This is a genomic window from Cupriavidus sp. 01L45, assembly GCF_056399885.1.
The window spans coordinates 45,420-65,979 of the sequence record NZ_JBFTSG010000034.1 but is presented as its reverse complement, the minus strand read 5'-3'; the positions used below and the strand labels follow the sequence as shown (position 1 = coordinate 65,979).

Genomic DNA, 20,560 nt, shown 5'->3' with positions numbered 1-20,560 from the left:
GGGCCGGTGGTTCATAGGGTCAGGCGTCGCGCAGCGCGGCGATGATGCGATCGGCGTGCTGGCTGAGGATTTCCGGATCCTGCATGTCCGTGCCGTGGCCGCGCAGCGTGCGGTCGGCATAGCGGGGCACGATGTGGAAATGCACGTGCGGGACGGTCTGGCCCGCGGCGCTGCCGTTGAACTGGCCGATCGAGATGCCGTCCGGCCTGAAGGCGGCGCGCACCGCGCGGGCTACGCGCTTGGTGGTGCGGATGGCGGCTTCGGCGCCGGCGTCGGAGAGGTCGAAGATCTCCGCGGCCGGCTCCTTGGTCACCACCAATACGTGCCCGTCGGACTGGGGCATGATGTCCATGAAGGCAACGGTGTCGGCGTCTTCATACACCTTGTTGCAAGGCAATTCGCCACGCAGGATGCGGGCGAAGATATTGTTGGGATCGTACACGGTGCTCCTGATTGGTCTTGTCTTGTTCTTGTCTTGATCTTGTCTTGATCTTGTCTTGATCTTGTCTTGGTATTGGCTTGGCCCTGGCGCTTGGCGGCCGCGCCATGGCCGCGTTATGGCGGCGTTATGGCGGCGTTATGGCCTTACGCAAACGTCAAGTTTAACGCAGGGGCCCCGCATGAAACAGCCCCTCGCCGACACATCACATATTGCGCCGGTACTGTCCTCCCACCTCGAACAGCGCATGGGTGATCTGCCCCAGCGAGCACACGCGCACCGCATCCATCAGCACCGCGAACACATTGTCGTTGTCGATCACGGCCTGGCGCAAACGCTGCAGCGTCGCAGGCGCCGCATCCGCATGGCGCGCATGGAAATCCGCCAGCCGCGCGAGTTGCCCCTGCTTCTCCTCCTCGCTGGAACGCGCCAGTTCGAGCGTCTGCGTGGCGGGCTCGCCGTTGGGATTGCGGAAGGTGTTGACGCCGATGATGGGCAGCGTGCCGTCATGCTTGCGCTGCTCGTAGTACAGCGACTCCTCCTGGATCTTGCCGCGCTGGTAGCCGGTCTCCATCGCCCCCAGCACGCCGCCGCGCTCGGCGATGCGCTCGAACTCCTGCATCACCGCCTCCTCCACCAGATCGGTCAGCTCGTCGATCAGGAAGCTGCCCTGGTTGGGGTTCTCGCATCTGGCCACGCCCCATTCGCGGTTGATGATGAGCTGGATAGCCAGCGCGCGGCGCACCGATTCGCCGGTGGGCGTGGTGATGGCTTCGTCGTAGGCGTTGGTGTGCAGCGAATTGCAGTTGTCGTAGATCGCGATCAACGCCTGCAGCGTGGTGCGGATATCGTTGAAGTCGATCTCCTGCGCATGCAGCGAGCGGCCGGACGTCTGGATGTGGTACTTGAGCTTCTGGCTGCGTTCGTTGGCGCCGTATTTGTCACGCATCGTCACGGCCCAGATACGGCGCGCCACGCGGCCCATCACGCTGTATTCCGGGTCCATGCCGTTGGAGAAGAAGAACGACAGGTTGGGCGCGAAATCGTCGATATGCATGCCGCGCGCGAGATACGCCTCCACATAGGTGAAGCCGTTGGACAACGTGAATGCCAGTTGCGAGATGGGGTTCGCGCCGGCCTCCGCGATGTGATAGCCGGAGATCGACACCGAGTAGAAATTGCGCACCTGGTGATGCACGAAGTAGGCCTGGATATCGCCCATCACCTTGAGCGAGAACTCGGTGGAGAAGATGCAGGTGTTCTGCCCCTGGTCTTCCTTGRGGATGTCGGCCTGCACCGTGCCGCGCACGTTCTGCAGCACCCACGCGCGGATCTTGGCCTCCTCGTCGCTGGTGGGATCGCGGCCGTTGTCGGCGCGGAACTTGTCGAGCTGCTGGTCAATGGCGGTGTTCATGAACATCGCCAGGATGGTGGGCGCGGGCCCGTTGATGGTCATCGACACGGAGGTCGACGGGCTGGTCAGGTCGAAGCCGTCGTACAGCACCTTCATGTCGTCGAGCGTGGCGATCGACACACCCGAATTGCCGACCTTGCCGTAGATATCCGGTCGCGTATGCGGATCCTCGCCGTACAGCGTGACCGAGTCGAAGGCGGTGGACAGGCGCTTGGCATCCATGCCCTCGGAGACCAGCTTGAAACGGCGGTTGGTGCGGAAGGCATCGCCCTCGCCCGCGAACATGCGGGTGGGATCTTCGTTCTCGCGCTTGAAGGCGAACACGCCGGCGGTATAGGGGAAGCTGCCGGGCACGTTCTCGCGCATCAGCCACCTGAGCACTTCGCCATCGTCCTCGAAGCGAGGCAGCACCACCTTGCGCACCGTAGTGCCGGACAAGGTGGTGGTGGTGAGCGTGGTGCGGATTTCCTTGTCGCGGATCTTCACCACGTACTCATCGCCGCTATAGGCCTTGCGCATCTCCGGCCACATCGCCAACAGCTTGCGCTCCTGCGCCCCCAGCGCGGCGTCGCGCTCCGCGGCGAGCGCCTGCAGCGCGTCGGCGGCATCGCCCGGCGTTGGCTCCGGCGCGGCCAGCAGCATGCGGCGCGCCTCGCGCAGTTGCTGGCGCTCGCGCGCCAGCCGGCTTTGCGCGTCCACGCGGCGGTGGTAAGCGCGCATGGTGTCGGCGATCTCCGCCAGGTAGCGGTTGCGCGCCGGCGGCACGATCACGTTCTGCCCGGTGGAGATGCGTCCGCTCAGCAGCGGCAGCACGCCAGCCGGCGCGCGCATGCCGCGCGCGCACAGCGCTTCGCGCAGGCCCTGGTAGAGCATGGTGACGCCGTCGTCGTTGAAGCGGGACGCCTGGGTGCCGTACACCGGCATCTCCTCGGGCTTTGCATGCCACTGCTCGCGGTTGCGCTGCACCTGCTTGGCCACGTCGCGCCACGCGTCGCGCGCGCCCTTGCGGTCGAACTTGTTGATGGCGATGAAGTCGGCGAAGTCCAGCATGTCGATCTTCTCGAGCTGGCTGGCGGCGCCGAACTCGGGCGTCATCACGTACAGCGACAGGTCCGCATGCGGCACGATGGCCGCATCGCCCTGGCCGATGCCCGAGGTCTCGACGATGATCAGGTCGAAGCCACTCGCCTTGCACGCTGCCAGCACATCCGGCAGCGCCTGCGAAATCTCGGAGCCGGCCTCGCGCGTGGCCAGCGAGCGCATGAAGATGTTCGGATGATTGATCGCATTCATGCGGATGCGGTCGCCCAGCAACGCGCCGCCGGATTTGCGGCGCGAGGGATCGATCGAGATCACCGCGATCGACAGCGCATCCTGCTGGTCCAGCCGGATGCGGCGGATCAGTTCATCGGTCAGCGAGGACTTGCCGGCGCCGCCGGTGCCGGTGATGCCCAGCACGGGCGTCTTGACCTTTGCCGCTTCGGTGCGCAGCGCATCGGCCAGCGACGGTTCCGCCTTGCCGTTTTCCAGCGCGGTGATCACTTGCGCGAGCGCACGGCGGTCGCCGCCCTTCACCGCGTCGAGCGTGGTCGGCGCATAACGCGCGAGGTCGATATCGCAGCGCTGCACCATGTCGGCGATCATGCCCGCCAGGCCCAGGCGCTGGCCGTCTTCCGGGCTGAAGATGCGCGCCACGCCATAGGCCTGCAGTTCGCGGATCTCGTCCGGCACGATCACGCCCCCGCCGCCGCCGAATAGCTGGATGTGCCCGCCGCCACGCTGGCGCAGCAGGTCGATCATGTACTTGAAGTACTCGACGTGCCCGCCCTGGTAGCTGGAAATGGCGATGCCCTGCACGTCTTCCTGCAGAGCCGCACTGACCACTTCCTGCACCGAGCGGTTATGCCCCAGGTGGATCACCTCGCAGCCCGAAGACTGCAGGATGCGCCGCATGATGTTGATGGAGGCATCGTGGCCGTCGAACAGCGAGGCCGCGGTGACGAAGCGCACTTTGTTGACGGGGCCTTTCGGTCCCTGCGCCTGATGGGAAACGCCGGGTTGGGCGCCCTTCTGCACATCGGAAAGATCGGTCATTTGTCTCCACCATGTTCGGTGTTCTGGCTGCTCGCTTGACGCCCATGTCTGCCGCTCTGGAGTCGGCTCGGATCCCGCATGCGAACGGTCTGGCTGGCGCCGGCCCGGCGGCTTGATTATATGACGTTTACGTTAACGGAAATCAATCCAGGGACACCCTGCTTGCCGCGCGGCGCGGGCTGCCATGACGAACATCCTCGCACAGTTGGCGAGGCGGTGTGATGGATTCTGAGGGGGAAAACGGGCGGGGCGGCGGCATCCGCGGCGCGCGCAAGCGGCCTCGGGCTCCGTGGGCGGGCCGGGAACCGGCGCGCCCGTTGCCGGCCGGCGCGGGGCCACGTGCCCGCGCCAGCCAGCCTGCATCACGTCAGAGACCCGGCTCCGGGCATTCGCCCGCGCCGTTGCCCCGGCGCTCGGCAAACCGGCGCTTCAGCGCGCCAGTCATCCCGCCCAGCCAGCGCCACCACAGGGGGGCGGCCGACTCGGCGAGCGTGAAGCGCGCGCCTTCGCACTCGCCCGACAGCCATACCGTCGCGCCGGCCGGCAGCGCGTACACGGCGCCCGGCAGCAGCCAGATATCGGCGTGATGGCCCTCCAGTGTCAGCCACAGGCGCCCTTCCAGCACCTTGACGCTCTGCCCTTCGGGGGCGCGCCAGCGCACCGGCCGGCCGGGTTCATCCAGTTCGAAGATCCGTAGTTCGCGCATTTCGCCACTCCTTTCTGCATTGCGGTGATGTCTCGTGCCGCCCGGCCTGGCCAGTGCCGGCACCCTCCTCCGCATGCCTTCCATTATTCACAGCGGCTACTACAATCCCATGAACAGTTGCGAACAGTTTTCCATGCACTGTTCAGTAGTTTTTCCTGACACTTTGCAAGCGCGCCCGTCATGAAGCTGACCCTAGTCCCCGCCACCGGCGTGCCCCTGACCGACCAGATCGTCAACGAGGTCAAGACCTGGATCAGCACGCGCGAGGTGCGTCCCGGCGCCCGCCTGCCGTCGATCCGCCAACTGGCGGCGGAGCATGGCATCAGCCGTTTCCCGGTGATCGAGGCCTATGACCGGCTGGTGTCGCAGGGCCTGCTCGACTCCCGCCACGGCTCGGGCTTCTTCGTCGCGGACAGCCCACTGCTGGCGCGCGCCGCCAATGGCTGGTCGGACCCGAAGCTGGCCGAGGACCTGTCGGACCATATCCTGGAGCAGTTCAATCACCCCAGCGCCACCCTCAAGCTGGCGGGCGGCTTCGTACCCGAAACCTGGCGCGACCTGGACGGGCTGACGCAGGCGATCCGCCAGGTCTCGCGCACCGACGTCTGCAGCGTGATCCATTACGCCACGCCGATGGGCCTTCCGGAACTGCGCCAGCATGTGCTGACCCGCGTGCGGCAACTTGGCATCGCCGCCGAACTGCCGCAGGTACTGATCACCACCGGCGCCAGCCAGGCGCTGGACCTGGTGGTGCGCCGCCTGCTCAAGCCAGGCGATACGGTATTCGTGGAAGACCCCGGCTACTACAACCTGTTCGGCCTGCTGCGCCTGCACGGCGTGCGGCTGGTGGGCGTGCCGCAAACCCGCAATGGCCCGGACCCGGACGCCGCGGAGGCGTTGCTGCGCGAGCACAAGCCCAAGCTGTTCTTCACCAACAGCGTGCTGCAGAACCCGACCGGCTCGACCCTGGCGCCGCCGGTGGCATTCCGCCTGCTCGAACTGGCACGGCGGCATGGCTTCCGCTTTGTCGAGGACGATATCTTCTCGGACTTCCAGACCCACTTCACCGATCGCCTGGCCACGCTGGACCAGCTCGAACATGTGATCTATATCGGTGGCTTTTCCAAGACGGTGTCGGCCTCGCTGCGGATCGGCTACCTGGTCGCCGACAAGGCACTGGTGAAGGAACTGGTGGACGTGAAGGTGCTGACCAGCGTGGCCGGCTCGCATTTCGCGGAAGCCGTCACCACGGCCTTGCTGGAGCGGGGCGCCTATCGCAAATACATGGAGCGGCTGCGCCTGCGGGTGCGGCAGGCCACCGCCGGCGCGGTGCGGCGCCTGGGCGAGTTTGGCTGGGAGGTGTTTTGCGAACCGGCGGGGGGCAATTTCCTATGGGCACGCGCACGCGGAATCGATGATTCACGCGAACTGGTGACGCTCGCGGAGCGGCACGGCGTGACGCTGGCGCCCGGCAATTACTTCCGGCCGGGCGGCGAAACCTCGGCCTGGATCCGCATCAACTCCGCGTTTGTCGAGGAGCCACGCGCGCTGGCCTTCCTGCGGGAGGCCGGCGCGCGCGAACTGTAACGGGGGCGGCGTCAGCCGCCGTGCAGCACCGCGTTGCGGCGCGCGTAGAGGAAGTAGATGGCCAGCCCGATCGCCAGCCAGCTGGTGAACGCGATCCAGGTCAGCGCCTGCAGGTGAGCCATCAGGAACAGGCAGAAGCCCACGGACAGCAGCGGCACCACCGGCACACCGGGGCAGCGGAAAGCGCGCGGCAGGTCCGGCCGGGTCTTGCGCAGCACCAGCACCGCCACCGAGATCAGCGTGAAGGCCGACAACGTGCCGATATTGATCAGCTCCGCCAGCACGTTGAGCGGCACGAACGCCGCGATAAACGCGAACACGATGCCCACCGTCCAGGTGGCGAAGAACGGCGTGGCATGCACGGGATGCACCTTCGACAAGCGCTCCGGCAGCAGGCCGTCGCGCGACATAGCGAAGATGATGCGTGTCTGGCCGAAGGTCATCACCAGGATCACCGTGGTCATGCCCAGGATGGCGCCAAGATCGACGAAGCCCGCCACCCAGTTCTGCCCGGCRTACTGCAGCGCAAGCGAGACCGGGTGATCGATGCCGGCGAACTTGGCGAAGGGCACGATGCCCGTCATGATGGCCGCCACCGTCACGTACAGCACGGTGCACACGGCCAGCGAGCCGATGATGCCGATAGGCAGGTCGCGGCGCGGGTTGCGGACTTCCTCCGCGGCCGAGGTGACGGCGTCGAAGCCAATGAAGGCGAAGAACACCAGCGCCGCCGCATTGAAGATGCCGTCCAGCCCGAAGGGCGCGAACGGATGCCAGTTGGCCGGCTTGACGTGCCACACGCCCACTGCGATGAAGAGCAGCACCACCGCGATCTTGATGGCCACCATCACGTTGTTCAGGCGCGCCGACTCGCGCACGCCGTAGGACACGATCCAGGTGATCAGCAGCATGATCACGGCAGCGGGCAGGTTGAACAGCGTCTGCGCGCCCGGCACAGCACCGGGTGCGGCGGTGAGCATGACCGGCAGGTGAATGCCGAAGCCTGCCATCAGCGACTGGAAATAGCCCGACCACCCCACCGACACCGCCGAGGTCGCTAGCCCATACTCAAGCAGCAGGTCCCAGCCGATCATCCACGCCACGATCTCGCCGAGCGTGGCGTAGCTGTAGGTGTAGATGGAGCCGGAGACGGGGATCGCGGACGCGAACTCGGCATAGCAGAGCGCGGCAAACCCGCAGGCCAGTGCGGCGATCACGAAGGACACGGTCAGCGCCGGGCCGGCCGTGAGCGCGCCGGTGCCCGTCAGCACGAAGATGCCGGTGCCGATGATGGCGCCGATTCCCATCAGGATCAGGTCAACGGGACCGAGCACTTTTTTCAGGCCGTCGTCGCGGGCAGCGGCCAGCATGGCCTCGATGTTCTTGGTGCGGAAGAGACTCATCGGCGGGTACTCCTGGCGCGCTGGGCGGCTTTGAAAAGCGGCGTATTTTAGCGCGGTAGGGTGGGCGGATTCGTCACTTTCGGGGTGGTCGCTGTTTCTTTGAGCGGCGATGGCTATTGCACCCAACAGCCATACGACATCCCCCCTGCGGGGGGCTGCCGGTCACTCTTCTTTGCTTCGGCAAAGAAGACTAACGAGAAGAAAGCCGACCCTGCCGGGGGCAGAGCAATAAGGCTCTCGAATATCGGTGGTTTCGTCGTACGGCCCAGAGTGCCGGCGGGCATCTGCCGGTACCGGCTTGACTGACCACGAACCTGCCAGCTTCCGGGATTGACGGTGGGGCCCCCGGTAGCGGACATCACTTGCTTCAAGCCGTCTGTCGCTCGCGGAGTGACYGGCCACGAAGTTGCAGGCGCACCGGTTCCGTCGTGGGCGCGGTGGCACCGGATTGATATGCCCGAGACCTTGACCACCGCGCCCGCCCCACCACGAAACCATTGACTGGCGATGTGTCGTGATGGCCCGTGCCGGTAACGGCAGATTGCCGAATGGGCAAGGTTCCGCTACCGGGGGCCGTACTACGAATCCCGGAAGCTGGCAGCGTCGTGGCCCGTCAAACCGGTTCCGGCAGATGCCAGCAGAACTGTGGCCGTACGACGAAACCAGCACCCCTAGCGCCCGCGATTGCTCTGCCCCCGGCAGGGTCGGCTTTCTTCTCGTTAGTCTTCTTTGCCAAAGCAAAGAAGACTAACCGGCAGCCCCCCGCAGGGGGGATGTCGTATGGCTGTTGGGTACAAGAGCCAACACCGCTCAAAGAAACACCGACCAACCCCGCAAAAAAACGTGACCCCCACCATCATCCAGCCAAAACCAAAACCCTCACTTAGCCACCGGCATCGTAAATTCCGCACCCTTGCCGATGCTGTCCGGCCAGCGCTGCATGATGCTCTTGTACCGCGTATAGAAGCGAATGCCTTCTTCACCGTAAGCATGGTGATCGCCGAACAGCGAACGCTTCCACCCGCCAAAGGAGTGCCATGCCATCGGCACCGGAATCGGCACGTTGATGCCGACCATGCCAACCTGGATCTGGCGCGAGAAAGCGCGCGCCACGCCGCCGTCGCTCGTGTAGCACGACACGCCATTGCCATACTCGTGCGCGTTGATCAGGTCCACCGCCTGGGCAAAGTCATGCACCCGCACCACCGACAACACCGGCCCGAAGATCTCTTCCTTGTAGATCGTCATGTCCGGCGTGACATTGTCGAACAGCGTGCCGCCGACATAGAAGCCATCTTCATGCCCTTCGACCTTGTGGCCGCGGCCATCGGTCACCAGCTTCGCACCTTCTTCCACGCCCTTGGCGATATAGCCTTCCACCTTGGCCTTGTGCGCGGCGGTCACCAGCGGACCCATCTCGGCATCGGCTTCCATGCCGTTGCGGATCTTCAGCGACTGCGCGCGTTCGGCCAGGCGCGGGACCAGCTTGTCGGCGACGTCGCCCACCGCCACGGCTACGGAGATCGCCATGCAGCGTTCGCCCGCCGAGCCATAGGCCGCGCCGATCAGCGCGTCCACCGCCTGGTCGAGGTCGGCGTCGGGCATCACCACCAGGTGGTTCTTGGCGCCGCCCAGGGCCTGCACGCGCTTGCCGTGCTTCGTGCCCTCGGTATAGATGTACTCGGCAATCGGGGTCGAGCCGACAAAGGACAGCGCCTGCACATCCTTGTGCGCCAGCAGCGCGTCGACGGCTTCCTTGCCGCCCTGCACCACGTTGAACACGCCGTCCGGCAGGCCGGCCTGCTTGAGCAGGTCGGCGATCAGCAGCGAGGGCGAGGGATCGCGCTCGGACGGCTTGAGCACGAAGGTGTTGCCGCAGGCCAGCGCCACCGGGAACATCCACATCGGCACCATCACGGGGAAGTTGAACGGCGTGATGCCGGCCACCACGCCCAGCGGCTGGCGCAGGTTCCAGTTGTCGATGCCGCCGCCGATGTTGTCGGTGAAGTCGGTCTTGAGCAGGTTGGGAATGCCGCAGGCGAATTCCACCACCTCGATGCCGCGGGTGACTTCGCCCTTGGCGTCCGAGAACACCTTGCCGTGCTCGCGCGTGATCAGCGCGGCGAGGTCGTCATGGTGGCGGTCGAGCAGCTCCTTGAACTTGAACAGGATGCGGGCGCGCTTGAGCGGCGCGGTCTCGGACCAGGCCGGGAAGGCCGCGTGCGCGGCGGCTACCGCGGCATCCACGTCCTGCGCGGAGCCTAGCGCCACGCGCCCGGCCACCGCGCCGGTGGCGGGGTTGAATACGTCGGCATAACGGTCCGACGAGGCGGCGCGCACGGTGCCGCCGATGTAGTGCGCGATGTCGGCGATCTGCCGGTTTTCTGCGATGTTCACGTCAGTGTTCCTTGTGTTGTTCCTGCCATGCGTGCGTACTTACTGCACGTCTTGCAGGACCTTCTTCACGGTGTCGAACATTTCGCCGATCTGCTCTTCCGTGATGATCAACGGCGGCGAGAAGGCGAGGATATCGCCGGTGTAGCGCACCAGCACGCCGCGTTCCAGGCATTTGAGGAAGGCCTCGTAGCCGCGCGCGCCGGGCTGGCCGGGACGCGGCTCCAGTTCGATGCCGGCCACCATGCCGAGGTTGCGGATGTCCTTCACGTGGGGGGCGCCGCGCACGGCGTGCACAGCGGCTTCAAACTTGGGCGCCAGTTCGGCGGCACGGCCGAACAGGTTCTCGTTCTTGTAGATATCCAGCGTGGCGATGGCCGCGGCCGCTGCCAGCGGATGGCCGGAATAGGTGTAGCCGTGCAGGAACTCGATCGCGCCCGGCGCGGCGGAGTTGACCACGGTGTCGTGCACTTCGCGCCTGACCGCCACCGCGCCCATCGGCACGGCCRCATTGTTGATGGCCTTGGCCATCGTGATCAGGTCCGGCGTGACCTTGAAGCGCTCGGCGGCGGTGGCCGCGCCCAGGCGGCCGAAGGCGGTGATGACTTCGTCGAAGATCAGCAGGATGCCGTGCTTGCTGGTGATCTCGCGCAGCTTTTCGAGATAGCCCACCGGCGGCACCAGCACGCCGGCCGAACCGGCCAGCGGCTCGACGATCACGGCAGCCACGTTGGACGGATCGTGCAAGGCCAGGATGCGCTCCAGGTCCTCGGCCAGGTGCCCGCCCCATTGCGGCTGGCCCTTGGAGTAGGCAGCCTCGGCAATATTGAGCGTGGCCGGCAGGTGGTCCGTGCCAGGCATCAGGTTGGCCGAGAAGACCTTGCGGTTGCCGCCGATGCCGCCCACCGCCATGCCGCCGAAGCCCACGCCGTGATAGCCGCGCTCGCGGCCGATAAAGCGGGTGCGCTGGCCTTCGCCGCGCGCGCGATGGTACGCCAGCGCGATCTTCAGCGCGGTGTCGACCGATTCCGAACCCGAGTTGGTGAAGAAGATGCGGTCCAGCCCGGACGGCATGATGGCGGCCAGCTTGGTGGCGGCCTCGAATGTCAGCGGGTGGCTCATCTGGAATGGCGGCGCATAGTCCAGGGTCTGCACCTGGCGCGCGACCGCTTCCGAGATCTCCTTGCGGCAGTGGCCGGCGGCCACGCACCACAGGCCGGCGCAACCGTCGAGGATCTGGCGGCCGTCATGCGAGGTGTAGTACATGCCGCTGGCCGAGGCGAGCAGGCGCGGCGCCGCCTTGTACTGGCGGTTGGCGGTAAACGGCATCCACAGGGCATCGAGATCGGGGATCACGGTCTTGGCGGCATCCATACGTCCTCCTCAGGGCATTGGCTCGGGCGGCGGCGGTTGCGCCGCACCGGGGTTGTCGAGTGATTCTGGCGAATGCGGCCACTGTAGCGGCCCGGCCCGGCTTAAAGAATATACGGTCGGCAAAACATCACCTGACCGTACAGTTAAGACTATGACAACTGTACAGAATTCAAAAGGCGCGCTACATGCCGGCTTGCCGCCATGCCCGGCCCTGGCGCGCCCCGCGGCGCGCAATCCCGCCCCGGAAGCCATGTTCGCGCTGCGGTGCCGCAATGCCGCGCGGGACGAAGACGCTTCCCATCGCACCACTACGGCCACTAAACTGTACAGGTTGATTCTGACATATGACGCATGCTAAACCTTGAACTGGTCCGCAGCCGGCGCAGCGGGGACACCCTGACCGAACAGATCGTGGCCGGCATCGCCAGCCTGATCGACCGGCGCGTGCTGCGCGCCGGCGTGGCGCTGCCCTCGGTGCGGCGGTTCGCCCAGCAACACGGCGTCAGCACCTTCACCGTGGCCGAGGCCTACGGCCGCCTGACCGCGCTGGGCTACCTCGGCGCGCGCGCGGGTTCCGGCTAYACGGTGGCGCACCGCCACGCGCCGGCCGGCCAGGCGCCAGCGGCGCGCTGGGAGGCACCGGGGCTGAATGCCGCCTGGCTGTTGTCGGACGTCTTCGCCGACCATTCGGTGCCCATCAAGGCGGGCGCGGGCTGGCTGCCCGGCGACTGGCTCAACGAGGAGGGACTGCACCAGGCCATGCGCGCCGCGGCGCGGGTGCCCGCGGCGCAGGTCTCGGGCTATGGCCATCCTTACGGCTTTGGCGCGCTGCGCGAGCATATCGCCGCCGGCCTCAGCCAGTACGGCATGCCAGTCCAGGCCCAGCAGGTAGTGCTGACCCAGGGCGCCACGCAGGCGCTGGACCTGGTGGTGCGCACCTTGCTGCGGCCGGGCGACACGGTGCTGGTGGAAGACCCGTGCTACTGCAACCTGCTGCAGATCCTGCGCCTGGCCGGGCTGCAGGTGATCGGCGTGCGCCGCACCGCCAGCGGGCTGGACACCGACGCGCTCGACCACGCCATCAGGAGCCATGCACCGCGTGCCCTGTTCGTCAACACCGTGCTGCAGAATCCCACCGGCGGCACGCTTACCAGCATGAACGCGCACCGCGTGCTGCAACTGGCCGAGCAATACCGGCTGCTGGTCGTGGAGGACGATATCTACCGCGAACTGGCGCCCGCCGGCTCGCCCATGCTGGCGGCCATGGACGGCCTCTCGCACGTGATCTACATCAACGGTTTTTCCAAGACCATCACGCCGTCGCTGCGGGTGGGCTACCTGGCAGCCAGCCCCGATCTGGCCAAGGCGCTGGCCCGCACCAAGATGGCGGTGGGGCTGACGTCATCGGAAGTGACGGAACGGCTCGTGTATTCGGTGCTGACCAGCGGCCACTACGGCCGCCACGTGGCGGCGCTGGCCGAACGGCTGCGCGCCCAGCAGGACCGGATCACGGAGAAGATGGAAGCGCACGGGCTGGAAGTGCTGCTGCGCCCGGAAGGCGGCATGTTTGCCTGGGCACGGATGCGCCCGCGAGACGGGAACGAGCAGGCCGCCCTGTCAGGCAACCGGCTGGCAACGCTGGCACTGGAGCACGGCATCTGGCTGGCACCGGGCTCCTACTTCGAGCCGGAAGAAGGCGACTCGCCCTGGATACGGTTCAATGTCGCGACCACCGACGCGCCCGCGCTATGGCGCTTTTTCGACACGCTGCGCGGCGCGGATAGCCGGGGGGCGGAGACCGGACTTCCCGAGCCGGCCTCGCGCGCCGCGCGCAATCCGCGTGCCGGCATGGTCAAGCTGGCCTGAGCGCCGGCCCGGGCCAGCCGCCGTTGCCGGTTCAGAAGCGATAACGCATGTAACCCGTGTAAAAACCGCTACCCGGATTGGGCTGCTTGATACCGGCATTGGAGACATGCTGGTAGCGGAAGCCGGCTTCGTAAGCAGTCTTGGGGCCGAATGCCATGCCTACGCCGATCATGTCGGAGAACTGGAACAGGCTGCCGGAGCGGTGCTCGTCGGAGGTGGCCTTGTGGCTCATCATGCGCACGCCTACCGAAGCTTCCAGGAAGGGGACCAGCGAGCCGCCGCGCTTTTCCAGGCGAAAGATCGGCGAAAAACCGAACTCGGTCACATTCTGGGCATTGGTGCCGCTGCGGGCATTCCATTCGGCCAGTTCGGCCTCCCACTGCAGCTTGACCAGCCAGCCCTGCGGGTTGCCCCAGGCAAAGCCTGAATCCCAGTTGACGCCGATTTCGTACTTGTTGATGTTGTGGCCAGGATCGCGGCCGAAGGCCACGTGCACCCCGGGATCGGCATGCGCCAGCGCGCTGGTACCAAGGGCAGCCACGGCGCCAAGCGCCTTGATATGCGTTACAAGCCGGTGGGCAAGGCCGGCGTTCTTCTTATCTCTGGTCATGTACATGGTGGGTGGTGAATACCGCGAAGAATGGCAAGTCCTAGCGAAAACCTTGCCACCTCCCAGCGGCAAGGCCGACCACCCGTACTCAGGACCAGAGGCGTTCAACCACCCAGCTCGCGGTCACGCAGATCGCGAGCCAGGCGCTCATGCATCCGGCAATAAATCGGTAAGTCATGTCAATTTCCGCAACAAACGCCTGGGGACAAGCGAATAATTCCGGAATTATACATCCATCCATGAATGTATGTTGAGGGCTGACGCGGATTCGGCTAGGACCTGACTTAATGGTCAGGGATTATGCGCCTCCGGGCGGCGTAATGCTTGCGGTACCAAAGCCCTGTTGCCGCGCCGCGTCAACCCTCCTGGCCTGTGGTGCCCGGCGGCACCCGCCTCTCACCCCACCGTTGCGTATTCCAGCGTCTTTGGCGTCTTCACGATCACCTCGGGGCGTTCGCCCACCACCACCGTATCGTCCAGCCGGAAGCCCCCCAATCCGTAGACATAGATGCCGGGCTCGGCCGAGTACACCTCGCCCGGCAACAGCGCCCGCGTATTGAAGGCCATGTCTTCCGGGTACTCGTGCAGCATCAGGCCGACCGCGTGGCCTGTGCGGTGAAAGATGTACTCGCCCAGGCCCGCGCGCTCGATCACGGCCTGTGCCGCAGCGTCCATATCGCAGACGCGGCGTCCGGTCACCGCGGCCGCTACCGCGGCATCGGTGGCTTCGGCGGCGACCTCGTAGCAATGTGCCTGGCGCGCATCCGGCCTGCCGCAGAACCAGGTGCGTTCGTTCTCGACGTAGTAGCCATTCAGGCGCGGCAGGATCAGGTTGACGATAGTGTCGCCGGCCGCGATGCGCGCCCCGCACGCGGCGCCGTCGCCATGCGGCGACGCCGAGGCGGGCCCCGTCAGTGTCCAGCACTTGAGAATGTCGAAATCCTCGCCGGGGAAACGGCGCGCCGCTTCCTCCACCATCAGCGCCGACATGGCGTGGTCCAGCTCCTGCACCAGCCGGCCTGCGCGGATATTCTCGCGATAGCGGTCCTGCACCCAGTCGGTCAGCGCCCCCAGTTCACGCATCACCTGCAGTTCCTCGGCATGCTTGACCCAGCGCATGCCGCGCATCTCGGCCAGGGCCGGGCGCAAAGTAAGCTCGGGCAGGTAGCGCTGCGCCGCCGCCAGGATCGGGTGCGCCACATCGACGGCAATGCGCGAACCGCCCAGCCCGTGCGCGGCCAGCAGCGACGCCACCACCTCGGGCAACTGTGGCGCCAGCGCCAGCCGCCGCGCGACGCGCGGATGCTCGGCATAGTAGGTCACATCGCGCAGCCAGACCTTCTCCTTTTCCGCGCACAAGCGCATATGGTTGGTGGATAGCTCGTTCATCACCGCGAAGGGCTCGCCATTGCGCGGCACGAACACAAATACGGGGCGTTCCCACGGCCAGACATCAAGCTGGAAATTGGTGGCGAACTGGAAGAAGTCCGGGGTGGCGAATACCAGCGCGTCAACGCGGAGGCGGTCCATCAGCGCGTGCATCATGGACAGTCGGTAGTCGCGCACGGCGGTCGTGATCTGGGGCATGTCTTGTCTCCTTGAAAGTCGGTGCGGTAAAGCCAGGCGTGGTGCGGATGCGTGGTGCGGATCAAAGGGCGATGCCGAGCTTGCGGATCAGCGGGCCCCAGGCCTGCGCGTCGCGCTGCATATAGCGCTGCACTTCGTCAGGCGGGCCCTTGATCGGCTCCAGGAACTGGTTGGCCAGCTTGTCCTTGAACGCGGGCTCGTCCATGGCCGCATCGATGTCGGCATTGATCTTGCGCACCAGCGGCGCCGGCGTGCCGGACCTGGCGACGATGGCGTACCAGCCCGGCACCGCCACGTCGTAGCCAAGCTCCTTGAATGTGGGCACATCGGGCAGCGCCGCCAGGCGCCGCTCGCCGGTCACCGCCAGCGGCACCAGCTTCTTGCCGGTGATATAGGGCTGCACGCCCGCCAGCACGTTCATCATCGCCGGGGTCTCGCCCGACATCAGGCTGGTCGATCCGCCGGCGCCGTTGAACGGCACATGCTGCAGCTTGATGCCGGCGCGCTCGGCCACCAGTTCCATGGCCAGATGCGTGGAATTGCCGATGCCACCGGAGGCATAGCTGATGCCGCCCGGCCGCGCCTTGGCCAGCCGCACGAACTCCGCGAAGCTGGTGGCATGCATGGCCGGCGCCACCACCAGCACGAAGGGCGAGTTCGCCAGCATCGCCACGCCGGCCAGGTCGCGCTGCGGCACATAGGGCAGCGAGGGATACAGGAAGGGATTGAAAGCCAGGTTGGAAACGCCGGCGAAAAACAGCGTGTAGCCGTCGGCCGGTTGTTGCAGCACGTAGTTGATCGCCAGTACGCCATTGGCGCCTGGCCTGTTTTCCACCACCACGCTGCGCCCCCAGCGCTTGCCAAGCGCTTCAGCCAATGCGCGCGCAAGCACATCGTTGCCGGTTCCGCCGGCCTGCGGCACCACGAGCCGCACGGGGCGCTGCGGCCACGCCTCCGCCCAGCCGGCGGCGCCGTATGACATTCCCGCCACGGCTAGCGCGGCGCCCACTATCAGCGTTCGTCTCTTCACATCGTTCTCCTCTCGAATCCCCTGGACGCGCCTCATGACGGACCCATCCGGTTTACTGTACCATGTGGTACACGCAAAAGAAAACAGGACCGGCACAGGGCCTGCCATCGCGGCAAGAGCCGGTGAGAAAGCTTGAAGGGGAAGCGGAGACGCATTGCCGCGGCAGCGGCAACAACTGCTGCGCGGCGCCGTGATGGCGCCGCGTCGGGATCAGGCTTCGTGGCCGGGCTTTGCGCCCGCCGCCCTGGGCGCGTTCTGCATGCGCGCGAAATACTTCAGCGCGGCGGTGGTGCCCTTGCGATCGCCCGTGGTGACGAGATCCAGCAGCAGCCCGCGCATCGTGGCCACCTCGACTCGGGCACGCAGCTTCGCCTCGCTGGTGCTCAACCCGAGCTGCTTGTGAAAGCGCTCGGTCAGCGCGCCGGTCCAGCTGCCGATCACGTCATCGAGGAAGACATGGAAGCGCTCGCGATCGCGAATGGCGCGCCCGTAGATCTCGAACAGCAACTGGATGATGGGGAGGTAGTTGTCCGCCGAGTAGCGCGCCCAGGCCACTTCCAGCGCCCGCGCGGGATCGGCCTCGCTGGCGGCCAGGCTGGCGCGCGCATCCAGTTCGGCATGGCGGATGCGGCGCAGCACCGCTTCCCAGAACTGGTCGCCGGAGCCGAAGTAGTAGATCAGCATGCGGTGGCTGGTACCGACCGCTTCGGCGATATTGCGCAGCGACAGGTCGCCGATGCCGTGCTCCAGCACATGACGCACGGCGGCGTCCAGCAACTGGATGGCCTGGTCGCTGGTGGCGCGGCTTTCGGCAAGCGTATCGGCGGCGGGGTTCTTGCGGGGCGGCATGGATGGGTGAGACGCGATCGGTCGGGCACGGGTGCGAAGACAGCGAGTGTAAGCCAGGCCGGCGCGTCATGCATCCACCTCCTGCCGCGCGTCCGGCGCGCTCAGCCTGCGCCCAGCAGGAAGGGCAACGTCTCCTCCAGCAGCAACGCCGGCGCTTCCTCGGCGATGTAATGCCCGCAAGGCAGGCTCTTGCCATCCACGCTGCGCGCCACCTTGCGCCACTCTTCCAGCGGCGCGAAGCAGCGGCCCACGGCGCCCTGCTCGCCCCACAGCGCCAGCATGCTGCACTCGACCTTGCGCCCCGCGGCCAGGTCGGCGCGGTCGTGATCGAGATCGACCGAGGCGCTGGCGCGGTAGTCCTCGCACAAGCCGTGCGCCGCGCCGGGCAGGCTGAGGCAGCGCAGATACTCGGCCATGGCCGCCGGCGTGAACGGCGCCAGCCCGGCGCTGCGGCTGCCCATGGTGTTACGCAGGTAGAGCGCCGGATCGGCCTCGATCAGCGTCTCGGGAAACGGCGCGGGCCGGATCAGGAAGAACCAGTGGTAGTACGCCAGCGCGAACTGCAGGTTGGTCTGCTCGTACATCGCCAGCGTGGGCGCGATATCGAGCGTGACCAGCCGCCGCACGGCATCCGGATGGTCCAGCGCCATGCGGTGGGCCACGCGCGCACCCCGATCGTGCGCCATCACCAGGAAGCGCTCGAAGCCCAGCGCGCGCATCACCGCCACCTGGTCCTGCGCCATGCTGCGCTTGCTGTAGTTGGCATGGTCGGGCAGCCCGGCGGGCTTGCCGCTGTCGCCGTAACCGCGCAGGTCGGTGGCGACCACGGTGAAATGCCGGGCCAGCGTGCCGGCTACCTTGTGCCAGATCACATGCGTTTGCGGATGGCCATGCAGCAGCAGCAAGGCCGGGCCCTGGCCGCCGACGACGGCGTTGATCTCGACTTCGCCGCAGCGGATGCGGCGCGGGGTGAAACCTTCGAACACAATTGGTCCTCCTTCAGGCGGACAGCCGCGCCATGGTCTTGGCGGCGACGTCCTGCAGCCAGGGCTGCGCATGGTGATGCCGCCGCGCGAACCCGGCGATCCGCGACGACTGTGCCAGCGTCGCGCCGATCATGTCCAGGCCCTGGCGGAACAGGGTGCGATGGCGCTCGGCCAGCGTGAAGCCGGCGCGCACGGCGCCCGCGCTCACCGTCATGGCCGCGAGGTCGATCTCGATCCGGACCGGCGCCTCGCGCGACACCTCGACCATCAGCGCATCCACTTCGGCCTGCGGCAGCATCACCAGCAGCAGGCGGTTGTTGATCGCATTCGAATAAAAAATCTCGCCAAAGCTCGGCGCGATCACCGCGCGGATGCCGAATTGCTGCAGGCCCCACACCGCGTGCTCGCGGCTCGAACCACAGCCGAAGTTGGGGCCCGCCACCAGCACGCCCGCACCCCGGTAGCGTGCCTGGTTGAGCACGAACTCCCGGCGCGGCGCGCCTTGCGCGTCGAAGCGCATATCGTAGAGCAGCCCACGGTCCAGCCCGGCCTTGTCGATGATGCGCAGGAACTGCTTGGGCATGATCTGGTCGGTGTCGAGATTGCCGATGGGCAGGGGCGCGCCGAGGGCGGCGATCAGATCGGCATCAGGGTCAGGCATCGAATCAGGCATCGGTATGCTCCAGGCGGCGTACATCGGTGATGCAGCCGGTCAGCGCGGCGGCGGCGGCCATCGCGGGACTCATCAGGTGGGTGCGCCCGGCGCGCCCCTCGCGTCCCTCGAAATTGCGGTTGGTGGTGGAGGCGCAGCGCTCGCCCGGCGCGAGCACGTCGTCATTCATGGCCAGGCACATGGAGCAGCCGGGCTTGCGCCACTCGAAGCCGGCATCGAGCAGTACCCGCGCAATGCCTTCGTCCTCGGCCTGCCGGCGCACCGCGCCCGAGCCGGGCACCACCATCGCGCGCACGCCTTCGGCCACCTTGCGCCCGCGCACGATGGCGGCCACCGCGCGCAGGTCTTCGATGCGGCCGTTGGTGCACGAGCCGATAAACACGCGCTGCACCGGCAAGCCCTCGAGCGAGGCGCCCGCCTGCAGGCCGATGTAGCCGAGCGCCTTGGCGGCGGCGCTGCGCGCCGTTTCGTCGGCGGCTTCCTCCACCAGTGGGACGCGCGCGTCGATGGGGATGGCCTGGTCGGGGCTGGTGCCCCAGCTCACATAGGGTGCGACGCTGCCGGCGTCGAATCCCAGCTCGCTATCGAAGCGCGCATCCGCATCCGAACGCAGATCGCGCCAGCACGCCAGCGCGCGCTCGCGCATCGTTGCGTCGATATCCGCTGCGCGTGCCAGCACGTAGTCGATGGCGCGCGCATCCGGTGCGATCAGCGCGCCGCGCGCGCCGGCTTCCACCGTCATATTGCAAAGCGTCATGCGCGCCTCGATGGTGAGCGCATCGATGGCACTGCCGGCAAATTCCACCACATAGCCGCGCGCGCCCTGGGCGCCGATGCGGCTGATGATGTGCAGGATCAGGTCCTTCGCGGTGACGCCGCGCGGCAGCATGCCCTCCACGCGGATGCGCATGTCCTTCGCCACGCGGTAGACCAGCGTCTGCGTGGCCAGCACATGCTCCACCTCCGACGTGCCGATGCCGAAGCCGAGCGCGCCCAGCGCGCCGTAGGTGGTGGTATGGCTGTCGCCGCACAGCACCACCATGCCGGGCCGGATCATGCCGTGCTCGGGCGCGATCACGTGCTCGATGCCCTGCAGGGCGTCGTCGGTGTCGAACAGGGGTATGCCGTGCTGCACGCAGTTGCGCTTGAGATTGCGCGCCTGCAGCGCCGAGGCGGGGTCTTGTATGCGGCGCGGGCTTTCCGCATGAGTGGGGATGACATGGTCCACCACCGCCACCTGCTGGCCAGGCGACGGCACGCCCCGGCCCTGCGCGGCCAGCCCGGCGAATGCCTGCGGGCTGGTGTACTCGTTCATCAGGTGCAGATCCGCGTAGAGCAGCACGTGATCGGCGTCGAGCGCGGCCACGGTATGCGAATCCACCAGCTTGCGATAGAAGGTAAGGCCTGACATGGGGCTCTGCCTGCGTTGAATGGCGTTGAATTGGGTTGAAGAGTATCGAGAGACCAGTTTAACCATTGAACCCATCGCTATAATTTCATCTACAGACTTTCATTCAGTCGCGAGATTCACCAATCCCCGGCCTAACC

The 20,560-nt window shown here is 66.6% G+C and carries 15 protein-coding genes; 2 read left to right on the top strand and 13 right to left on the bottom strand.

The window, feature by feature from the left end:
• Positions 1 to 19: 19 nt before the first annotated feature.
• The 3 genes from AC1DT6_RS22765 to AC1DT6_RS22755 all read right to left on the bottom strand — a co-directional run bounded on the left by AC1DT6_RS22765 (position 20) and on the right by AC1DT6_RS22755 (position 4,653).
• The gene (locus tag AC1DT6_RS22765; RefSeq protein WP_441630684.1) at positions 20 to 442 is read right to left on the bottom strand and encodes an HIT family protein; all 423 of its coding nucleotides are present in this window, start codon (positions 440 to 442) and stop codon (positions 20 to 22) included.
• A 202-nt stretch (positions 443 to 644) separates the two neighbouring features.
• Positions 645 to 3,947 (bottom strand): fused isobutyryl-CoA mutase/GTPase IcmF, encoded by a 3,303-nt coding sequence (gene icmF / locus AC1DT6_RS22760; RefSeq protein WP_477114915.1) that lies wholly within the window; start codon positions 3,945 to 3,947, stop codon positions 645 to 647.
• Positions 3,948 to 4,314: 367 nt separating this feature from the next.
• On the bottom strand, positions 4,315 to 4,653 hold the full coding sequence (locus AC1DT6_RS22755; protein WP_477114914.1) for a DUF2917 domain-containing protein: 339 nt from the start codon (positions 4,651 to 4,653) through the stop codon (positions 4,315 to 4,317).
• Positions 4,654 to 4,833: 180 nt separating this feature from the next.
• Here AC1DT6_RS22755 and AC1DT6_RS22750 point away from each other — a divergent pair, with 180 nt between their 5' ends.
• A complete protein-coding gene (locus AC1DT6_RS22750) occupies positions 4,834 to 6,240 on the top strand; it encodes an aminotransferase-like domain-containing protein (protein WP_477114913.1) in 1,407 nt (468 codons plus the stop codon).
• 11 nt (positions 6,241 to 6,251) lie between these two features.
• Here AC1DT6_RS22750 and AC1DT6_RS22745 read toward each other — a convergent pair whose 3' ends face one another.
• The 3 genes from AC1DT6_RS22745 to aptA form a co-directional block, all read right to left on the bottom strand.
• Positions 6,252 to 7,643 carry an amino acid permease gene (locus AC1DT6_RS22745; protein WP_441630677.1) on the bottom strand — a complete coding sequence of 464 codons (1,392 nt, stop codon included), beginning with the start codon at positions 7,641 to 7,643 and terminating at the stop codon, positions 6,252 to 6,254.
• A gap of 879 nt (positions 7,644 to 8,522) precedes the next feature.
• Positions 8,523 to 10,040 carry a CoA-acylating methylmalonate-semialdehyde dehydrogenase gene (locus AC1DT6_RS22740; protein WP_035869886.1) on the bottom strand — a complete coding sequence of 506 codons (1,518 nt, stop codon included), beginning with the start codon at positions 10,038 to 10,040 and terminating at the stop codon, positions 8,523 to 8,525.
• Between the two features lie 39 nt (positions 10,041 to 10,079).
• On the bottom strand, positions 10,080 to 11,411 hold the full coding sequence (gene aptA / locus AC1DT6_RS22735) for an omega-aminotransferase AptA (protein ID WP_477114912.1): 1,332 nt from the start codon (positions 11,409 to 11,411) through the stop codon (positions 10,080 to 10,082).
• A 351-nt stretch (positions 11,412 to 11,762) separates the two neighbouring features.
• Here aptA and AC1DT6_RS22730 point away from each other — a divergent pair, with 351 nt between their 5' ends.
• Entirely contained in the window at positions 11,763 to 13,277 is a 1,515-nt protein-coding gene (locus tag AC1DT6_RS22730; protein ID WP_441630673.1) for an aminotransferase-like domain-containing protein, read from the top strand.
• Between the two features lie 31 nt (positions 13,278 to 13,308).
• Here AC1DT6_RS22730 and AC1DT6_RS22725 read toward each other — a convergent pair whose 3' ends face one another.
• The 7 genes from AC1DT6_RS22725 to leuC all read right to left on the bottom strand — a co-directional run bounded on the left by AC1DT6_RS22725 (position 13,309) and on the right by leuC (position 20,423).
• Entirely contained in the window at positions 13,309 to 13,887 is a 579-nt protein-coding gene (locus AC1DT6_RS22725; protein WP_052685852.1) for an acyloxyacyl hydrolase, read from the bottom strand.
• A gap of 396 nt (positions 13,888 to 14,283) precedes the next feature.
• Complete coding sequence (locus AC1DT6_RS22720; RefSeq protein WP_441630671.1) at positions 14,284 to 15,474, bottom strand: M24 family metallopeptidase; 1,191 nt, start codon at positions 15,472 to 15,474, stop codon at positions 14,284 to 14,286.
• Between the two features lie 61 nt (positions 15,475 to 15,535).
• Positions 15,536 to 16,504, bottom strand: a complete 969-nt coding sequence (locus AC1DT6_RS22715; RefSeq protein ID WP_441630669.1) for a Bug family tripartite tricarboxylate transporter substrate binding protein — start codon at positions 16,502 to 16,504, stop codon at positions 15,536 to 15,538.
• Positions 16,505 to 16,714: 210 nt separating this feature from the next.
• On the bottom strand, positions 16,715 to 17,353 hold the full coding sequence (locus AC1DT6_RS22710) for a TetR/AcrR family transcriptional regulator (protein WP_035869903.1): 639 nt from the start codon (positions 17,351 to 17,353) through the stop codon (positions 16,715 to 16,717).
• A 101-nt stretch (positions 17,354 to 17,454) separates the two neighbouring features.
• Positions 17,455 to 18,339: an alpha/beta fold hydrolase gene (locus AC1DT6_RS22705; RefSeq protein ID WP_477114911.1), complete on the bottom strand. Its 885-nt coding sequence runs from the start codon at positions 18,337 to 18,339 to the stop codon at positions 17,455 to 17,457.
• A gap of 13 nt (positions 18,340 to 18,352) precedes the next feature.
• Positions 18,353 to 19,012, bottom strand: a complete 660-nt coding sequence (gene leuD, locus AC1DT6_RS22700; RefSeq protein ID WP_477114910.1) for a 3-isopropylmalate dehydratase small subunit — start codon at positions 19,010 to 19,012, stop codon at positions 18,353 to 18,355.
• The gene (leuC, locus tag AC1DT6_RS22695) at positions 19,005 to 20,423 is read right to left on the bottom strand and encodes a 3-isopropylmalate dehydratase large subunit (protein ID WP_477114909.1); all 1,419 of its coding nucleotides are present in this window, start codon (positions 20,421 to 20,423) and stop codon (positions 19,005 to 19,007) included. Before leuC ends, leuD begins: the two co-directional genes overlap by 8 nt.
• Between the last annotated feature and the right edge of the window lie 137 nt (positions 20,424 to 20,560).